At 51.5% G+C, this 16,547-nt stretch carries 19 protein-coding genes and 1 pseudogene; 7 read left to right on the forward strand and 13 right to left on the reverse strand.

Annotated features, from left to right (window positions below):
* Window positions 1-117: 117 nt before the first annotated feature.
* Window positions 118-567 carry a helix-turn-helix domain-containing protein gene (locus CIK92_RS06450; RefSeq protein ID WP_094388532.1) on the reverse strand — a complete coding sequence of 150 codons (450 nt, stop codon included), beginning with the start codon at window positions 565-567 and terminating at the stop codon, window positions 118-120.
* Between the two features lie 870 nt (window positions 568-1,437).
* Window positions 1,438-2,460 (reverse strand): DNA polymerase III subunit delta, encoded by a 1,023-nt coding sequence (gene holA / locus CIK92_RS06460; protein ID WP_094388534.1) that lies wholly within the window; start codon window positions 2,458-2,460, stop codon window positions 1,438-1,440.
* 284 nt (window positions 2,461-2,744) lie between these two features.
* Between holA and CIK92_RS06465 the strand changes: the two genes are divergently transcribed.
* From CIK92_RS06465 to CIK92_RS06475, 3 genes and pseudogenes are all read left to right on the forward strand, one after another.
* Window positions 2,745-3,191, forward strand: a complete 447-nt coding sequence (locus tag CIK92_RS06465) for a type I restriction enzyme HsdR N-terminal domain-containing protein (RefSeq protein WP_094388535.1) — start codon at window positions 2,745-2,747, stop codon at window positions 3,189-3,191.
* Between the two features lie 170 nt (window positions 3,192-3,361).
* Window positions 3,362-3,490 (forward strand): hypothetical protein, encoded by a 129-nt coding sequence (locus CIK92_RS14190; RefSeq protein ID WP_256387330.1) that lies wholly within the window; start codon window positions 3,362-3,364, stop codon window positions 3,488-3,490.
* 97 nt (window positions 3,491-3,587) lie between these two features.
* A pseudogene (locus CIK92_RS06475) lies at window positions 3,588-4,310 on the forward strand (TolC family protein); the annotation flags it as partial.
* Between the two features lie 223 nt (window positions 4,311-4,533).
* Here the strand turns inward: CIK92_RS06475 and CIK92_RS06480 are convergent.
* The 11 genes from CIK92_RS06480 to nusB all read right to left on the reverse strand — a co-directional run bounded on the left by CIK92_RS06480 (window position 4,534) and on the right by nusB (window position 14,152).
* On the reverse strand, window positions 4,534-5,349 hold the full coding sequence (locus tag CIK92_RS06480) for a zinc ribbon domain-containing protein (protein WP_094388537.1): 816 nt from the start codon (window positions 5,347-5,349) through the stop codon (window positions 4,534-4,536).
* Between the two features lie 7 nt (window positions 5,350-5,356).
* Complete coding sequence (locus CIK92_RS06485) at window positions 5,357-6,175, reverse strand: Nif3-like dinuclear metal center hexameric protein (RefSeq protein ID WP_094388538.1); 819 nt, start codon at window positions 6,173-6,175, stop codon at window positions 5,357-5,359.
* Window positions 6,176-6,248: 73 nt separating this feature from the next.
* On the reverse strand, window positions 6,249-7,250 hold the full coding sequence (locus CIK92_RS06490) for a lysylphosphatidylglycerol synthase transmembrane domain-containing protein (RefSeq protein ID WP_094385938.1): 1,002 nt from the start codon (window positions 7,248-7,250) through the stop codon (window positions 6,249-6,251).
* Between the two features lie 3 nt (window positions 7,251-7,253).
* Window positions 7,254-8,357 (reverse strand): PdxA family protein, encoded by a 1,104-nt coding sequence (locus CIK92_RS06495; protein WP_094388539.1) that lies wholly within the window; start codon window positions 8,355-8,357, stop codon window positions 7,254-7,256.
* 21 nt (window positions 8,358-8,378) lie between these two features.
* The gene (gene rlmN / locus CIK92_RS06500; RefSeq protein WP_094385933.1) at window positions 8,379-9,422 is read right to left on the reverse strand and encodes a 23S rRNA (adenine(2503)-C(2))-methyltransferase RlmN; all 1,044 of its coding nucleotides are present in this window, start codon (window positions 9,420-9,422) and stop codon (window positions 8,379-8,381) included.
* Between the two features lie 248 nt (window positions 9,423-9,670).
* A complete protein-coding gene (locus tag CIK92_RS06505) occupies window positions 9,671-10,756 on the reverse strand; it encodes a TlpA disulfide reductase family protein (protein ID WP_254046015.1) in 1,086 nt (361 codons plus the stop codon).
* Window positions 10,757-10,844: 88 nt separating this feature from the next.
* Window positions 10,845-11,282 (reverse strand): DUF5606 domain-containing protein, encoded by a 438-nt coding sequence (locus tag CIK92_RS06510; protein ID WP_022310795.1) that lies wholly within the window; start codon window positions 11,280-11,282, stop codon window positions 10,845-10,847.
* Window positions 11,283-11,290: 8 nt separating this feature from the next.
* On the reverse strand, window positions 11,291-11,857 hold the full coding sequence (gene coaE / locus CIK92_RS06515; protein WP_094388540.1) for a dephospho-CoA kinase: 567 nt from the start codon (window positions 11,855-11,857) through the stop codon (window positions 11,291-11,293).
* Window positions 11,854-12,810 (reverse strand): YbbR-like domain-containing protein, encoded by a 957-nt coding sequence (locus CIK92_RS06520; RefSeq protein WP_254046016.1) that lies wholly within the window; start codon window positions 12,808-12,810, stop codon window positions 11,854-11,856. The genes coaE and CIK92_RS06520 overlap by 4 nt, the downstream gene beginning before the upstream one ends.
* A gap of 21 nt (window positions 12,811-12,831) precedes the next feature.
* Window positions 12,832-13,152: a preprotein translocase subunit YajC gene (gene yajC / locus CIK92_RS06525; RefSeq protein WP_094388541.1), complete on the reverse strand. Its 321-nt coding sequence runs from the start codon at window positions 13,150-13,152 to the stop codon at window positions 12,832-12,834.
* A gap of 46 nt (window positions 13,153-13,198) precedes the next feature.
* On the reverse strand, window positions 13,199-14,152 hold the full coding sequence (gene nusB, locus CIK92_RS06530; RefSeq protein WP_094385929.1) for a transcription antitermination factor NusB: 954 nt from the start codon (window positions 14,150-14,152) through the stop codon (window positions 13,199-13,201).
* A gap of 195 nt (window positions 14,153-14,347) precedes the next feature.
* Here nusB and CIK92_RS06535 point away from each other — a divergent pair, with 195 nt between their 5' ends.
* Genes CIK92_RS06535 through CIK92_RS06550 form a run of 4 tightly spaced genes read left to right on the forward strand, consistent with a single transcriptional unit; the run spans window position 14,348 to window position 16,535 of the window.
* Window positions 14,348-14,944, forward strand: coding sequence for a 50S ribosomal protein L25/general stress protein Ctc (locus tag CIK92_RS06535; protein WP_094385926.1), 597 nt, complete (start codon window positions 14,348-14,350; stop codon window positions 14,942-14,944).
* 10 nt (window positions 14,945-14,954) lie between these two features.
* On the forward strand, window positions 14,955-15,527 hold the full coding sequence (pth, locus tag CIK92_RS06540) for an aminoacyl-tRNA hydrolase (protein WP_022310801.1): 573 nt from the start codon (window positions 14,955-14,957) through the stop codon (window positions 15,525-15,527).
* A complete protein-coding gene (locus CIK92_RS06545; protein ID WP_094388542.1) occupies window positions 15,524-15,961 on the forward strand; it encodes an RNA-binding S4 domain-containing protein in 438 nt (145 codons plus the stop codon). Before pth ends, CIK92_RS06545 begins: the two co-directional genes overlap by 4 nt.
* Complete coding sequence (locus tag CIK92_RS06550; RefSeq protein WP_094388543.1) at window positions 15,951-16,535, forward strand: phosphoribosylglycinamide formyltransferase; 585 nt, start codon at window positions 15,951-15,953, stop codon at window positions 16,533-16,535. Before CIK92_RS06545 ends, CIK92_RS06550 begins: the two co-directional genes overlap by 11 nt.
* Window positions 16,536-16,547: the final 12 nt, after the last annotated feature.

Below are 16,547 nucleotides of genomic sequence, written 5' to 3' on the forward strand. Positions count from 1 at the left end.
AATAGAGTTTTATAAGTAACACTGCAATTTGATGATGACACGTGAAGACGCCGTCAGGCGTCTCACGCGCGTACATATAATTATATGTTGCAAAATTACTTATTATTTTGCGAATAATCACTTTTTGGGTACAAAAGTTTCCCAGGTCTGGTCATCGTAGAAGATGCGAATTTCGGTGATATTGCGTTGTGTTTTGTAAATATTTTTCATCACTACAGCAGTGGGCTGTTGACCCTGCTGTGGGGCACGATTGACAGCCGATGGGGTGGGAGCCGTTTGAGGAGCGTCACCGAAATCGATAACCTGTTCACCGCCATCGGGAGCGGAGTCATGGCCCTGGGCAATGTCGCCGGAATGGTCTCCATACATCGAACCACTGCCAAACATCAACCAGTCGGTAGAGATGGCAGGAAACTTTTTCTTTATCGCGTCGACAATGTTAAGGGTAGGGTTGGTACGACCATTGAAGATGCTGCTGAGGGTGGCGGGAGACAACTCGAGGGTGTTGGCAAACTCCTGTTGGGTCAACCTCTGGGCTTCCATAATCTGCTTAATTCTGTCCTTCATTTTCTGTTAATGGGTTTAAGAGGGCCAAAAATGGCCATTTTTATACGTTTTACAAAGTTAAAGCATTTTTTTAGAACAAACAACAAAAGTAAAGGATATTTTATGATTGTGATTATTAAATCAGAAATTAAGATTATTGAAATATGATTTATCTTTGTTGATGCCGGAATTAATATTCATAAATCTATATTAACTCCCATATTTACATACATGTAATTCACTTGAACAAATACTGTCTTTAGATTGGTTCTCAGTATGATACATCTTAATATATGCATCTAAATCAGCGCTTAATGCGGTTTCGGTGCATAGTAAAGGCGCCTTTTGGCATAAAATGATTTAATATATCGCAAATAATCGTTGTTTTTCATAGGTTTTGCGCTGATTTTTGGCGGCGCATAAATATGCGTTAGGTTTGTAGTTGTGAATGTTTTACATATTAATATTCATATCTAAATCACCCGTGATGTTCTTTGTAATAAATATTATAATGTTCAAATGTAAATTCATTAACTTCCGCTGTTTAGTTTATGTTTTTAGATTTACAAATCAATATGATAATAAAAGTTAAGACAACCTTTGCGACCACCCTGATGACCGAAAAAATCAAATAAATCGCATATTTCGAGCCATTGTCCAGCTCGTTTGCAAATATGCGAGTATTTTTGAGGGTATTTCTGCCTAAATAGATAATTTTCAGCCATTTAAGGCTAAAAAATAGTGGTTTCAAAACTTGCGAAAAACGGCCCAGAAAAGTCCAAAAACCGCGTTTTCAGGGCGAAATAGTGGCAAAAACGGTCAAAAAAGGCATCAAAAAGGGGGCCGAAGCCCCATTTTTGATGCTATAATGATGGTATGAAAAAACGGAAATCAGTGCATTATGAAGAACAGAAGTTCTTTGGCCAAATCGGAAGCCGTAGCCGAAACATTGCCCAAACCTTTGCTCCTTGCATCGACACTTTTTATCATGTGGATAATCTGCATTACCTTCATCGCATTGTAATTGCGCATGCCAGAGATGTACTCTTTTGCCGCCCAGGGAGACTTCAATCCCAAGAACGACGCCACCGAATTTTCATTGGTTCGCTCGGGAGCATAGAAGGCAATCATCAGATTTTGGAAATAATTAAAGAGCAGAGGCACGACTGCATACAGCGAACCAGCCTTGGGATTATTGTCAAAATAATTCATAATCTGGTTGGCCTTGAAAACATCCTTGGCGACCACCGCATTTTTCAATTCGAAGATGTTGAAATCTTTGCTGATGCCAATTTGTTCCTCCACCACTTCCGGAGTAATCTGCCGGTTGTCCTCGGGAAGAGAGATGAGTACCTTGTCTACCTCTGAGGTGAGGCGTGCCAAATCGGAGCCCACATGGTCGGCTATCATCTCAGCCGCTTTGTGGTCGATGACCGCCTTCTGCATTTTGACATATCCTTCGACAAATGCCGGCAACTCGTAGTCGCGCTTCTTTTTGCTCTCAAAGACCACACCCTTGGCTTTGGCCTTGGCGACCACTCCCCTGTCGGCTTTGCCACCCTTGTAGCAAAGCACCAGGACGGTCGAAGACACCGGGGCTGCAAGATACTTCTCCAGTCCGTCGCCACTCTTCATGCCCTGCGCTTCCTTGATGATGACCACGCGACGCGAAGCCATCAGCGGAAATTCGCGGGCCAAGTCGACCACCTGCGGAGCGGTGATATCCGAGCCGAACGCCACCACCTGATTGAAGTCTTTCTCTTCGGGCTGCAGCGCATGTTCCTCGATATACGCCGAGATTTTGTCTATAAAATAGGGTTCATCCCCCATCAAGAGATAGACAGGCGCGAAATTCTGCGCCACCAGGTCGCGCATCACGGCTTCATAAGTGATTCCTGTTTCTTTTACTGCCATAATCGGTTGTTTCTGACCCCACAAGGCGCATGGCAGCACCCGGCAGCGTCGTTAATGATTGTGCTATCGTAGAGCCCAGCTTTTCGGCTTTCTTGTCCAGCAGTCGTCGCCCCGAAAATAAATCAACCGATTTGTTTGTTATTTCCACAGGTTTACACTACCTTTGTATGAAAGCGCGAGCCCTCTCATTCACCTACAAAGGTAATGTAAATCGGGCGCAATACAAAACAAATTGTTTTTTTTCCCCGTTTACCACTCTACAAACCATTAAAAAATCAGATAATATGCAATTAAATCTGCCCCCTTTTGATGTACGCATGGGAGGAACGCCCACCCAGCCCACCATCTTTGACATTCTGCGCCGCAAATATGTAGCGCTCACTCCCGAAGAGTGGGTACGGCAGCACTTTATACATTATTTAATAGAGTCCAAGGGCTACCCTGCCTCGCTGCTTGCCAACGAGGTCAAGCTGAAGATTGGCTCCAAGACGCTGCGGGCCGACAGCGTGCTCTACTCCACCCAACTCAGCCCACGCATGATTGTCGAGTACAAAGCCCCGCACATCAAGATAACCCAGCAGACCTTTGACCAGATCTTTGCCTACAACCTGTTGCTCAAAGCCGACTATCTGGTGGTGAGCAACGGCCTCTCCCATTACTGCTGCAAGCTGGATTCAGACAGCCAGAAGTACGTCTTCTTTGAAGACATTCCCAATTATGAAAATTTATGACAAAACGGCAAGAAAACAGCGGTAATTTTTCTTGACAGTTTTTATCTCCATTACCGCGCCAACCAAGCCCCAAAAACGCGTAATGACATTGCCCAAGTCGGAGGACTAAGACAGCGTCGCCGTGATGGTCATGGCCGACGCGCATCGTAAGGCACGTGAGTCCGCATCGTATGAAACGTGTGTCCGCATCGGACAAGACGCGCATCCGTGCCGTCCGACACGAGCCGGCAGCTATCATCCCAGCGCCACAGAGTATCATCTCCATACCCACCAAACTGACCTCCAACATCACTGCATAGCATCTCCCGCAGCGCAGAGGTCATCTCCAGCAACGCAAAGGTCATCTCCAGCAGCACAAAGGTCATCTCCAGCAGCACAAAGGTCATCCCCTGCAGCGCAGAGGTGGAATACGCCCGTACAGCCACATTGGTGCCCGAGTTAGAGCGTAAGATTTCTGTCAAGGAGAACGACATCGCCTTCTTGGCTGGCGAATATCCGCAGGTAATACACCGCTCCATTCTTCCCGAAGAAGTGAAGTTGCCCGAGTCACTGCCAGTGGGTCTCCCCTCCACTCTGCTGGAACGGCGCCCCGATGTGCGTGAAGCCGAGCAACGCCTAATTGCCAGCAACGCTGCCGTGGGTATGGCATTTACCAACCTCTTTCCACGCATCACCCTCACAGCCAATTACGGGTTGGAGAGCAAGCAAATGTCAGACTTCTTCAAGTCGCCCATTCACTACCTCGGCGCCAACCTGCTGGGTCCGCTTTTCGCTATGGGCAAGAACCGCGCCATGCTGAAAGCGCAGAAAGCAGCCTACGAGCAGGCCTGCTATGGATACGAAAAAGCTGTGCTCAGTGCTTTCAAGGATGCCCGCAACGCCATCGTTGAGTTCAATAAAATCAAGGAAATCTACGAGTCGCGCCGCGAGCTGGAACGCTCCTCAAAGGCTACTATGGAACTGGCGCAGTTGCAGTACATCAACGGTGTCATTGGCTACTTGGATGTGCTCGACGCCCAGCGTAGTTACTTCGATGCCCAGATAGGACTGAGCAATGCCATCCGCGACAAGCAAATCACCATGGTCAAGATGTATAAGGCACTGGGTGGTGGATGGTAGTTTAGGGAAATCATCAAAACTCCAAATATCTTCAAAGCCGTTTCAGCAATCAGTCTGAAACGGCTTTGATATTTCATCAGGTATGCCCATCACTATTGCTGTCTGCTAAAGAATTGGGCTTACCCAGGGTATTTCCCGTCAGATAATGCTGCTGAGTGTACAAAAAATCCCTATCTGCTGCTTGCGGATAGGGATTGTTATGGTTATGAATGACGACAGGAGATTACTCTGCGTCATCGGTCTTCTTCTTACGGGTAGCGCGCTTCTTGGGCTTTTCCTCCACATCCTTCTTGATGCCTGCGAGTTCGCTGTCAATCATGATACGACCGCAATATTCGCATACGATAATCTTCTTGTGCATCTTGATATCTATCTGGCGCTGTGGTGGAATCTTGTTGTTGCAACCGCCACAGGCATCACGCTGCTCTACGGTGATACCAAGACCGTTACGGGCACTCTTGCGGATGCGCTTGAAACTTGCCAGCAGACGGGGCTCAATCTTAGCCTCGAGCTCGCGGGCTCTGGCCTTGAGTTTCTCCTCGTCGTCGCGAGTTTCCTGCATGATTTCGTCGAGCTCGCCACGCTTTTCAGCCAGTGCCTCAGTGCGGTCGGCGATGATTTCCTTGGTCTGCTCGAGTTCCTTCTTCTTCTCGTCGATGCGAATGATGGCATCCTTTATCTTCTTGTTACAGAGTTCCACCTCGAGCGACTGGAATTCAATTTCCTTGGTCAGCGTGTCATACTCACGGTTGTTCTTCACGTCGTTGAGCTGCTCCTTGTATCTTTCGATACCTGCCTGTGCCTTGGCTATTTCGCCCTTCTTGGCAGTCACGGCACTCTGGAACTCATTGATGTCGCCTTCGATTTTCTCCACACGGGTCTTGAGACCTTCGAGTTCGTCGGCCAAGTCCTGTACTTCCAGAGGCAACTCACCGCGCAATGCGCGCTTCTCGTCGATAGCCGACAGAGTAACCTGCAGCTGATAGAGCGCCTGCAGCTTCTCCTCTACGGTCAATTCAGTAGGTGATTTTTTTACCATAATCGTATTAAAAATAAATGATGGGATTGGTGTCGATGGCCGAAATTTCGCATTTCACACCCTCACACTGCTCCTCTATGATTGTTTTGAATATTTCTGTCGTAAACTGTTCGCTCTGATAGTGCCCTATGACGGCAATCTGTATCTCCTGCTCGTGGCCGAAATACTGGTGATAGCTCATCTCGCCTGTGACAAAGGCATCGGCACCGCGGGCTATGGCCTCGTCGAGCATGAACGCGCCGGCACCGCCACACAGCGCAACCTTGCGTATGGGCCTGCGCAGCAACTGGTTGGCCATGACGCACTCTACGCCGAATGTCTGCTTGAGCATCTGGATGAAATCGTCGGCAGCCATAGGCTCGTCCCACTCTCCCATCACGCCCTCGCCACCTGCCACCATGGCGTCGGCATCTGCCGATGCGCCATGAGCCTCGGCCTGGCGGGTCTTGCCGATGAAACCTACGTGGCTGAGCCCCATCTTCTCGGCAATCTTAAAGTTGACTCCGCCCTGTGCGGCATCCATATTGGTGTGCATCGACACGATGACAATGTGATTGACAATAGCCTTAGCCACAACGCGTTGCACCATATCTTCGCCCGCTATACGCCGCAGCCGGCGGAAGATGAGCGGGTGATGCGACACGATGAGGTTGCAGCCCTTGCGGATGGCCTCATCCACGGTCTCTTCGGTCACGTCAAGACACAATAAAGCCCCTGAAATCTCCGCTTCTGTCAATCCTATTTGCAAGCCGGCATTGTCATAGTCTTCCTGCAAAGGCAGAGGCGCGAATCGTTCAAGGGCATTAACCACTTCTATAATTTTCACGCTAAATCGTAATATTTAGAGTACAAAGTTAGTGATTTCTTATGGAATAAAGCGCTTTTTCATAGCGCTTTAACTATTTATAACTATTTTTCCTGCCCTCTGCCACCTTGATGAGCATCAGTCCGATGCCAGTCCACACCAGTTCGCGCAGACGCACCAGCAGCGCCACAAAGATGGCGGCATTGGCGGTCATGCCCAGACCTGTGGTCGAGAGCAGGAATCCTCCCTCGCGTCCACCAAGCTGCAAGGGCATGAAAAAGAGCAGATTGGCAAGCAGCGAGGTAAATGCCAGTATCAGGATGCAGGCTCCATAACTCACCGACGGCGTGAGGACGAGCAGGATGAAGTAGATTTCGAGCGCAGAAAGTATGCGGCAAGCCAGCTCAAGGCTTACCGCCAGTATGAATGACGCCGGACGCTGGCCGTGGAGAGCCGTTATCTGCATGTCGATGGCGTCGAGCTGGGTCTTGTGGGTCTCGACAAACCGCCCTACCCTCGACTTGAGCAGCGGTATGTGACGCAGGAGCGCCATCAGCCTGTTGGCCAGTCCACGGCGATAACCGCTGAGAAAGAACCAGATGCCCAGTCCGCATCCCGCAGTGACCGCCGCCAGCATGATGGCCATGGGCAGGTCTACGGGGTAAAGGGCTACAAAGAGCACCACCGACAGCAGCCAGAAGCAGAGATGGCTGAAGATGTGGGTCATGGCGTAGAGTATCACCGACGACGAGGCGCGCTCTGTGCCTATCCTCGGTGCCAGTTCCATGATGCGATAGGGCTCGCCACCCATCAGTCCGCCAGGCGTAGCGTAGTTGAGGGCAAACCCAGACACGGTGAGCTTGTAGAGCCAGGCAAACTTGACATTGCGGCTGTCGCCCTGCTGACTGCGGATGATGGTAAGCCAAGAGGCGGTATTAAGCAGATACAGCAACGCCCATAATACCAAAATCACTGGAAACCAGTAGCCTGCCCGCTGCAGTCCGCGCCACACTTCGGCAAAGTCCAACTGTGACACCATCACGGCCAGCACCACCAGTCCAAAGACCAGGAAGGCGTTCTTGTATCTGCTCTTCATCTTCTACTTGTCAGCGCCGCTGTTCTCGTGCTTCTTGGGAATGGCAAATCTTACCTTCTCGCTCTCATCACGCTTCTCGTGATAGAGCTTGGGGAGCGGATTGGCAAGCGGCTCGTCGTACATGGCGCGGTTGCGATAGGTATCGATGGCCAGATAGATAGCCTGGCGCAGAGCGGTTTCATCGGCCTCGTTCTTGCCTGCGATGTCGAACGACGCATCCTGCAAGGGCTGCACACACACCAGTGGCAAGCCGGAAGCTATCTCTACCCCACCTTCAGGCGTCTGTGCCAGGAATGGCGCCATACCCTGGTCGTGATACATGGCCAGGATGCCGTCGAAGTAGTCGTACATGCTGTTGCTGAAGAAGTGGTTGGCGGTATAGGGTCCAAAGGCATTGACCTTCTGCTCAGCCAGCGCCTCGATGACGGGCTTGATGGTCTCCTTCTCTTCGGTACTGGGCTCGGGATTGAGGGCCAGCACTGCCACACGTGGATTGGAGATGCGATAATCGCGCTTCAGCGTCTGGGCAAAGTTCTTGATAGTCTCTGTCAGCGTCTCGCGGGTTATGGCGTTGGCTATGTCCTTGACAGCCACATTGTCGGTCATGAGTCCGATGCGCATACGGCCGTTGACGAGAATGTTCATCGCCTGGGCATGCTCGGCGAAACACTCGGCTACGTAGTGCATCTGTCCGCGGAAGTCCAACCCGGCGCGCTTCATGCTCTCAGCGCTCACGGGGGCTGTCACCAGCACGTCGAAGAGGTGGTCGTTATAGTCTACCATCGCCTTGTCGAGCGCCATCAGCGCAGCATGACCCGCCTCTTCGCTCGGTGTACCCAGATCGACCTTGATTTCATCGTTGGTCACAGCCACCAGGTTTACCCTGCCGTCCTTGGCTTCACCGGCATGGCTTATCACGGCATAGCCCGTGGGCTCCAGGCCGAGGGCCTTGCGGTGGAAGGCGGCTGCCTTGGGCGACCCATAGATAATGGGGGTGCAGAGCTCGAGCATCTCTGGCTCTGCAAAGGTTCTAAAAATAAGTTCGTATCCGATACCATTGGTATCGCCGTGGGTGATGGCCACACGGATTCGTCTGTTGTCGTTCATATATATAATATTAATATGTGTCTACTCGTGCCTTATCTCTTCTATCTTCTTCGAGGTACTCAGCAGTCCGCAGGCGGCATAGATGTCCTGTCCGCGGCTGGCACGGATGGTGGTAAACACGCCGTGGCCGGTAAGATAGTCTCTGAACGCCTCCATGCGCGAGTCGTCGACTCCCCGCAGGTTGACCTCGGGTATCTGGTGGAAGCGGATAAGGTTGATGCGGCAGTCGAGCCCCTTGAGCAGCGTGATAATCTGCTGGGCATGCTCGATGCTGTCGTTGACTCCGTCAAAGACGATATACTCGAACGAGAGGCGGCGCTGATGGGAGAAGTCGTAGTTGCGCAGCAGCTCAACGACCTCTTCGATGCCCATACCCCGCTCGGCAGGCATCAGCTGGCTGCGCAACTCGTGGGTAGGCGCATGCAGGCTTATCGCCACATGGCAGTCGCTCTCCTCGATGAAGCGCTTCAGCTTGTTGCGCACTCCCACCGAAGACACCGTGATGCGCTTGGGGCTCCAGGCATAACCGTAGTCGGCGGTGAGCACCTGGGTGGCTCTCAGCACATTGTCGAGATTGTCCATCGGTTCGCCCTGGCCCATAAACACGATGTTGGTCAGCGTGTCGTGCTCGGGCAGCGAGTATATCTGGTTGAGTATATCGGTGGCAGTAAGGCTTCCCTCGAAGCCCTGCTTGCCCGTCTGGCAGAACAGACAGTTCATCTTGCATCCCACCTGTGACGACACGCAGAGCGTGGCGCGGTCGTGGTCGGGAATATATACCGTCTCCACAAACTTGCCTTCGGCTGTGGGGAAGAGATACTTGACTGTGCCGTCGACCGAGCGCTGCTCGTCGATGGGCGCACGGGCTCCTATCTCGTAGGCCTCGGCCAGCTTCTGTCTGTTGGCCTTGGATATATCTGTCATCTCGTCTATGCTTTTCACCTGACGCTGATAGAGCCACTTGGCCATCTGTCCGCCGGCAAAAGCAGGCATCCCCAATGCTCGAGCCACTTCCTTGAGCTCCAAGAGGGTCATGCCGAGAAGAGGTGTCTTGGTCATTTCCATATCTGTAATTAATTAATGATGCAAAGTTACTACAAACCAAAGAGAAAACAAAGCAAGCGCGCTGTTTTTTATCGTCGCTGGCGCCAACGTGATGACTTTGGGGCTGGCGCCAGAGGCAAGGGTCTCACTATCTCGTGCGTTTGCCATAGCTGCAGGACACCGCCCCGCTGCCACGACAAAGGGCGTGCCGCAGACAGATGACTCTCTGTCGCCGGCACGCCCTTGACGCTATCGGTAGTGACGAATGGTTATTCGCCGTAGATTTCCTTGAGCTTGTTCAGCAGTTCCTTGCCACGCAGGTCGGAAGCCACAATCTTGCCCTGGGGGTCAACGAGCACATTGCTCGGAATGGAGCTTACGCCATAGACCTCGTTGGCAGCACACTTCCAGCCCTTGAGGTCTGACATCTGAGGCCAAGCCATACCCAACTGCTTGACGCCGTCCTTCCAACGGTCGAGCTTGTCGTCGAACGAAACTCCTACGACATTGAAGCCCTTGCTGGCATGGTAGCGATTGTAAGCCTCTACCACGGTAGGCATCTCGCGGCGGCATGGACCACACCATGATGCCCAGAAGTCTACCAGTACATACTGGCCCTGACCAACCCACTGGCTCAGTTTGACAGTCTTGCCGTCCATATCCTGCATGGTGAGGTCGTGGAAGGTAAGACCGGTACGGCGCTTCTCGAGTCCAGCCAGCTTGCTCTTGGCCTGCATCATAGCGGGATGGTTGAAATAAGCGGTGGCGGGGTCGCAGAACTCCTTGAGATGGTCGTAGTCGAACGAGTAGAAATACTCCAAGCCGATGACGGCAGGCAGCACATTGTCGCGGTTGTCGCGATAGAACTTATAGATTACCTCATTGCTCTCATTGTCAAGACGCTTCAACTCGGCCTCCAGCTCCTTCTGGCGCTCGGGAGTGGCCTTGCCAGCCTTCAGTTCGCGATCCATGCTGTACTGCTTGGACATACAGTCATTCATATAAACCCAGAATGCGGCAACACGCTCGTTGAGGGCAGAGCCCTTGTACTCGTTCTTGGTATAGTCGAGTGCGAGCGGAGTGCCATCGTTGATGAAGAACATCAGGTTGCGGTCGTCCTTGGTGAAGACTGCCACAGCGACGATGGCATCCTTGGGCGCCTTGCCGGCGATGGCGAACTTGCCACCTGCGCATACGCTGTCGGTATAAATCGTCTTGCCACGGCCATACTCGCCGGCCATTGCCTTGACGGTGCCCTGGGGCACTACGCCTGAAACCTTGAACTCTACATCCTGTGCCATAGCTGCTACAGTGCATGCAAAAGCAGCCACGAGGGTGATCATGATTTTTCTCATTGTTGTTTTCCTCCTATTGATTAAAACTAAATAAGGTGCGCCCCTCAGCCTACAGGCGAGAGATACACCTTATTATATATATACATCTTTACTCGGCGCGGTCATCCACGTTGTCGCCCTCGGTGGGAGCGAGCACGGCCTCGAAATCGGTGATGCCGTTGTTGACGAGGATATCATACCACTGGATGAGCTTGCGGATATCGCTGTCGTGTACACGCTCCTCATCGTAAGAGGGCAGCACCTCGGCAAAATAGGCACGAAGCTCCTTGCTTGTGGCCTTCTTGTAATGGATAGAGCAAGGCTTGCTCTGCTCCTTCTCGCCTACATTCTTGAGCACCTGCCACAGAGGGATATCCTCGGCATCGGTGTACATGGCTATATCGGCCAGACTGGTCACGCGGTCGGTGGCAAAAGCCGGCATACGACGGTGAGCGTCGTCAAGGGTTTCTACTATCAAGTTCATTTTACCACGCGAAACCAGCTTGTAGAGACCTGGCTTGCCTGAAATCGAAAGAATTGTTTCCATTGTTTTCTTTATAATCTGTTTATATTATTATTAATCTGACTGATTTGAATGTCTATATCCTGCACACCGTCGTTGACGATAACATAGTGGCTCAACTCGACCATACGCTGCTGGGGCATCTGCCGGCGTATCCACTCGAGTGCTCTGTCGCGGCTCACATGGTCGCGCGCCATGATGCGCTCCACTCTCAGGGACTCTGGAGCGGTGACGCATATCACATGGTCGAACGCTATGCGTCTGTCAAATCCGCTGTCGAAGAGTATGGCGCTCTCGAGCCAGTCGTAGCCCGAAGCCATGAAGTCTTCAGCCACAGCGGGATGAACCACATCATTGACCGCCTGCTTGTTGGCCTCGCTCTGGAGCAGAAACTCTGTCAGCACATCCTTGCGGAGCTGTCCCTGGCTATAGACATCGGGGCCCACCAGAGAGATAAGTCCTTCGCGGATAGCTTGAGACTCTGCCATGAGCCTCTTGGCGGCGCTGTCGCAGTCGTAGACGGCGATGCCACGGGCTCTAAGCCGCTGGCACACATAGGACTTGCCGGCTCCTATACCTCCTGTGATGGCTATTTTCATTGCTGTTCGATGAGATAGTCAACCTTCTGGCTGACCAGATGGCATCGTGACACGTTGTGAGGATAAGCCTTGAGATGGAGCATGCACTTGTCTTGCGGATGGGCCTGCAGCTCGTTGTAGTCGGCCACCACCTTGAACTGGTCGGCCTTGACATTGCGGTACATGCTGGCTCCGATGGAAAATCTCACCCTGACCTTGGAGGGGAATGTTCGCAGCACCTTGCCCTCGGGCATATTGACTGCCGTGATGGGCACCTCTATGGTCTGCTCGGTGAGGATATCGGGATAGAGCACTATCTTGACCGTCGCCGGCACTGTCTTGACTCCCTTGACCTGCTTCAACTCCACCACCCGCTCTACGGTATCATTGAAATTGACGATGTTCAGATCGGCGGTGGTGACATACTTGATGCTGTCGAGCATGTCCTTGCGGGCATACACGGTCACCTTTTCGGGCATCACCTTCTTGCCGGCAAGATAGTAAGCCTTCTCGGGCTCAATCTTTCCTACCAGCTTGACCGGAACAAGTTTGGACTCGCCATAATTGAAGAAATACTCGATGCGGTCGGGCTTCACACCAGTGACGCGCGACGAGCCAAACAGCTGGTTGAATGCTGCCTTGATCATGTCGCCCGAGGTGATGACGCCCTTGCCAGCCACTTTGTTGGCCGACGCCTCGAAATTGAAGTTGATGGGTTTCTGCTTGTTGGTCATATAGGCCAAGAGGGAGAATCCCTTGTCCCTTACCGTTACCGTGATAGAGTCTGTGCTCTGAGACGTGATGATTACGTTCTTGGGTATATTGGTAAGGTACACGGGAATCTTGAGTTCTTTCTCATAGCTCTCGTTGAGCGTCATCAGCAGCCAGAATGTGCCGCTGAGCGCGAGAAAGAACAAAAAAATCAAGAACTCCTTGTTGACGAAACCGAACAAGAAGTTCTTGACATGTGCCATATTACGGTTCAGGTTCGTCATTTATGCCTGGCGCATGGGAGAATTGGCATCGGCGAATACATAGCTCTTATCGACTACGATGTTCACGCCGCGGGCAATCTCTACCTCTACCGTATTCTTCTCCAGATTGATATTCTTTACTGTGCCATAAATGCCACCACCGGTTACCACGTGGTCGCCGGCCTGCAGCGAGTTCTGGAAGTTGCGTATTTCTTTCTGCTTCTTCTGCTGTGGGCGAATCATAAACAGCCACATGATTACAAACATGGCTATCAACACAATAATCATTCCCATACCGCCTCCGGCGCCTTGGCCCTGGGCAGCTAAGATAAGTGTACTCATATTAGTCTATTTTTATGTTTTGATTGTTGTTACTATTCTTCTATTATTATTTGCCACCATTGCGATGGGCAGGCTCAATGGGCTTGAGCAGCTTGCCGGTATTGACCAGATGGCGGGCTATGCCGTCGAGCATACCGTTGATGTAGCTGCCGCTCTTGGGTGTACTGTAGAGCTTTGCCAAATCCACAAATTCGTTGATGGTAACGCTGATGGGGATGTTGGGGAAAGTCATCATCTCGGCTATGGCTATCTGCATGATGACCACATCCATGTACGCCAGACGCGAGAAATCCCAGTTGTGACTGGCCTCGCTCATATAGCGCTGATAAGTATCGGCATTGAGGATGGTAGCGCGGAACAGCTTGCGTGCAAACTCGCGGTCTTCCTCGTCCTTGTATTCGGGCAGGAGTTCCTGGTTGCCCTTGTTGGCAGGGTCGAAGCGCTTGATGGTCTTCAGTACGAAGGTATCTACTATCTCTTTGTCGTCATTCCAATAGAGACTCTTCTCTTCCAGAATGGCATCGAGCTCGGCATTGTCCTGAATGAGCATCTTATAGAGCTTGCGCCACACTTCACGGTCAGCCTCATAAGAATCGTCATCGCTGTCCATATATTCCTTATATACTTCACTCTGCTCTATCTGATTGCACTTGCCGCGGATAAACTCCTTGTCGTTTTCCCAGGTGAGCTTCTTGTCTTCCAGGAAAGCGTTGAGCATCTTGTTCTCCTCGAGCTGGATGGCGAACTTGTTAAAAGCAAATTTGTTGGATGGTTTGTCTGTGCCTTCACGCTCCGCACGAGCTGTGAGAATATCAAATCGACGTCTTTCCTCTCTTGAAATCTCGACGATTAACAGCAACAGATAGTTGTAAAGGTCATAAGCCTTGGAGAGGCTAAACAACAACTCCTTTTCAGCATTCTCCATGTTCTTGTTGCCGTTTTGGTAGTAGGCGTAGGTTAACTGAACTACCTTAGTTCTAATCAATTCTCTGTTTATCATTCTCTAATAATAATTGGTGTTTCTTTTATTTTCGCTACAAAAATAGTCAAAAAACAAATTCTATGCAATAAAAACGCTGAAAATAAATGTTTTTTTAGAAATTCTTTGCATAATCCGAGGAAAAAGGCTACCTTTGCAGCGCTTTTCGCATCTCAGTGTGATGGCGAATTAATTAATAATTTAGAGTAACACATTATGAAAGAGATTAATGTAACAGGTCAGAAGCGTACAGACCTTGGTAAAAAAGCTTCTAAACATCTTCGTAAGCAGGGCATGGTTCCTTGTAATCTTTATGGTGAGGCAAAAGAGGACAACAAGCCTGTAGCTTTAGCATTTGCTGTAGCTATGAGCGACCTCCGCAAGATTGTTTACACTCCCCATGTTTATGTTATCAACCTCATCATCGACGGCGAGTCTCACACCGCAATCCTGAAGGAACTTCAGTTTGACCCCGTGACAGACGCCGTTATGCACATCGACTTCCTGGAGGTTAACGACCAGAAGCCTATCACTATCGGTATTCCTGTTCGCCTCGTAGGTCTGGCTCAGGGTGTTCGCGATGGTGGTCGTATGAACCTCTCTATGCGCAAGCTCAACGTTACCGCTCCTTATCAGCAGATTCCCGAGCACCTCGACGTTGACGTTACCGCTCTCAAGATTGGTAAGAGCATCAAGGTTGGTGAGCTGAGTTTCGAGGGCCTTGAGATTGCCAATGCTAAGGAAGTTATCGTTTGCTCTATTAAGATGACCCGTCAGGCTGCTGCCGCTGCTGCTGCCGCCGCTCAGGCTTAATTGATAGCGAATGGACAAATTTTTGATTTGTGGTCTGGGTAACCCCGGTGCTGAGTATCAGGATACCCGACACAATACAGGTTTTATGGTATTGGACGCTTTTGCTAAGGCGTCCAATATTGTTTTTGAGGATAAGCGTTATGGTTTCGTGGCAGAGACATCGATTAAGGGACGCAAGGTTTTTCTGCTCAAGCCCACCACCTTCATGAACCTCAGCGGCAACGCAGTGCGCTACTGGCTGAACAAGGAGAACATTGACCAGAAGCGGTTGCTCGTCATCTCCGACGACGTCGCCCTGCCCGTAGGCGCCTTCCGTCTGAAGGCCAACGGCAGCAACGGCGGCCACAACGGACTGGGGCATATCCAGCAGCTCATTGGCCAGGACTATCCCCGCTTGCGCATGGGCATCGGCGGAGACTACCCCCGTGGCGCCCAGGTCGATTGGGTACTGGGCCGATTCTCCGATGACGACCTGCTCAAGCTCAAGCCCAGCATTGACATTGCCGTCGACATCATCAAGAGCTTTGTGCTGGCTGGTATCGACATCACCATGAACCAATACAACAAACTGGGAAAGAAATGAAAACCGAGGCACGTATAGACAAGTGGCTGTGGGCTGCGCGCATATACAAGACACGCAGCATAGCCGTCGACGCTATCAAGAACGGACGCGTCACCATCGATGGCATCAATGTCAAGCCGGCACGCATGGTCAAGGCTGGCGATGTGGTGTCGGTGCGCAAACCGCCCATCACCTATTCGTTCAAGATACTCCAGCCCATCGAGCAGCGCGTGGGAGCCAAGCTCATTCCCGAGATTTACGAGAATGTCACCGACCCCAAGCAGTACGAACTGCTGGAGATGAGCCGCATCAGCGGATTTGTCGACAGAGCGCGCGGAACCGGACGCCCCACCAAGAAAGACCGACGTGCCATGGACGCCTTTGTCGACCCGGCATTGTTGGACTTCGACGATATTGATGACGACTTTGATTGGGGCAACGACGATGAAGCATAATCTTGCCATCTTTGTATCTGGCAGTGGTACCAACTGCGAGAACATCATCCGACATTTCGCCCACCATCCCGAGGTCAACGTGGCGCTGGTGGTGAGCAGCAGTGCCAAGGCCGGAGCTTTGGCGCGTGTAGAGCCTTATGGCATCCCTACCCTCGTGGTCAACAGAGAAGAACTGGCAAGTCCGCAGTTTGTCCGTATGTTGCGGACCGACTATCACGTCACCTTCATTGTCCTCGCCGGATTTCTCTCGCTCATTCCCGAGACGCTCACTACCGCTTACGCCCACCGCATGATTAACATCCATCCTGCCCTTCTGCCCCGTTATGGTGGCAAAGGCATGTATGGACGCCATGTCCACGAGGCTGTCAAGGCTGCCGGAGACACCGAGACCGGCATGACCATCCACTGGGTGAGTGACGAGATAGACGGCGGAGCCATCATCAGCCAGTTTTCCACCCCGCTCCTGCCCACCGACACCGTCGACGACATCGCCCGCAAGGAACACGAGCTCGAGATGCAGCACTTCCCAGCCGAGATAGAGCGCATCCTGGGCACCCTCGACACCTTATTATAATATATATAGGTG

Source organism: Prevotella sp. P4-67 (assembly GCF_002251325.1).
Lineage (GTDB): Bacteria > Bacteroidota > Bacteroidia > Bacteroidales > Bacteroidaceae > Prevotella.

Bases quoted from the DNA above. Each gene is read 5' to 3' on its own strand.
- holA (WP_094388534.1), bottom strand. From the start codon at position 2,460: ATGGCAGTAAAAGAAACAGGAATCACTTATGAAGCCGTGATGCGCGAC.
- CIK92_RS06520 (WP_254046016.1), bottom strand. From the start codon at position 12,810: ATGGCACATGTCAAGAACTTCTTGTTCGGTTTCGTCAACAAGGAGTTC.
- CIK92_RS06510 (WP_022310795.1), bottom strand. From the start codon at position 11,282: ATGGAAACAATTCTTTCGATTTCAGGCAAGCCAGGTCTCTACAAGCTG.
- rlmN (WP_094385933.1), bottom strand. From the start codon at position 9,422: ATGGAAATGACCAAGACACCTCTTCTCGGCATGACCCTCTTGGAGCTC.
- coaE (WP_094388540.1), bottom strand. From the start codon at position 11,857: ATGAAAATAGCCATCACAGGAGGTATAGGAGCCGGCAAGTCCTATGTG.
- CIK92_RS06450 (WP_094388532.1), bottom strand. From the start codon at position 567: ATGAAGGACAGAATTAAGCAGATTATGGAAGCCCAGAGGTTGACCCAA.
- pth (WP_022310801.1), top strand. From the start codon at position 14,955: ATGGACAAATTTTTGATTTGTGGTCTGGGTAACCCCGGTGCTGAGTAT.
- CIK92_RS06505 (WP_254046015.1), bottom strand. From the start codon at position 10,756: ATGAGAAAAATCATGATCACCCTCGTGGCTGCTTTTGCATGCACTGTA.
- CIK92_RS06535 (WP_094385926.1), top strand. From the start codon at position 14,348: ATGAAAGAGATTAATGTAACAGGTCAGAAGCGTACAGACCTTGGTAAA.
- CIK92_RS06480 (WP_094388537.1), bottom strand. From the start codon at position 5,349: ATGGTAAAAAAATCACCTACTGAATTGACCGTAGAGGAGAAGCTGCAG.
- CIK92_RS06495 (WP_094388539.1), bottom strand. From the start codon at position 8,357: ATGAACGACAACAGACGAATCCGTGTGGCCATCACCCACGGCGATACC.
- CIK92_RS06490 (WP_094385938.1), bottom strand. From the start codon at position 7,250: ATGAAGAGCAGATACAAGAACGCCTTCCTGGTCTTTGGACTGGTGGTG.
- CIK92_RS06550 (WP_094388543.1), top strand. From the start codon at position 15,951: ATGAAGCATAATCTTGCCATCTTTGTATCTGGCAGTGGTACCAACTGC.
- CIK92_RS06545 (WP_094388542.1), top strand. From the start codon at position 15,524: ATGAAAACCGAGGCACGTATAGACAAGTGGCTGTGGGCTGCGCGCATA.
- nusB (WP_094385929.1), bottom strand. From the start codon at position 14,152: ATGATAAACAGAGAATTGATTAGAACTAAGGTAGTTCAGTTAACCTAC.
- CIK92_RS06465 (WP_094388535.1), top strand. From the start codon at position 2,745: ATGCAATTAAATCTGCCCCCTTTTGATGTACGCATGGGAGGAACGCCC.
- CIK92_RS14190 (WP_256387330.1), top strand. From the start codon at position 3,362: ATGAAACGTGTGTCCGCATCGGACAAGACGCGCATCCGTGCCGTCCGA.
- yajC (WP_094388541.1), bottom strand. From the start codon at position 13,152: ATGAGTACACTTATCTTAGCTGCCCAGGGCCAAGGCGCCGGAGGCGGT.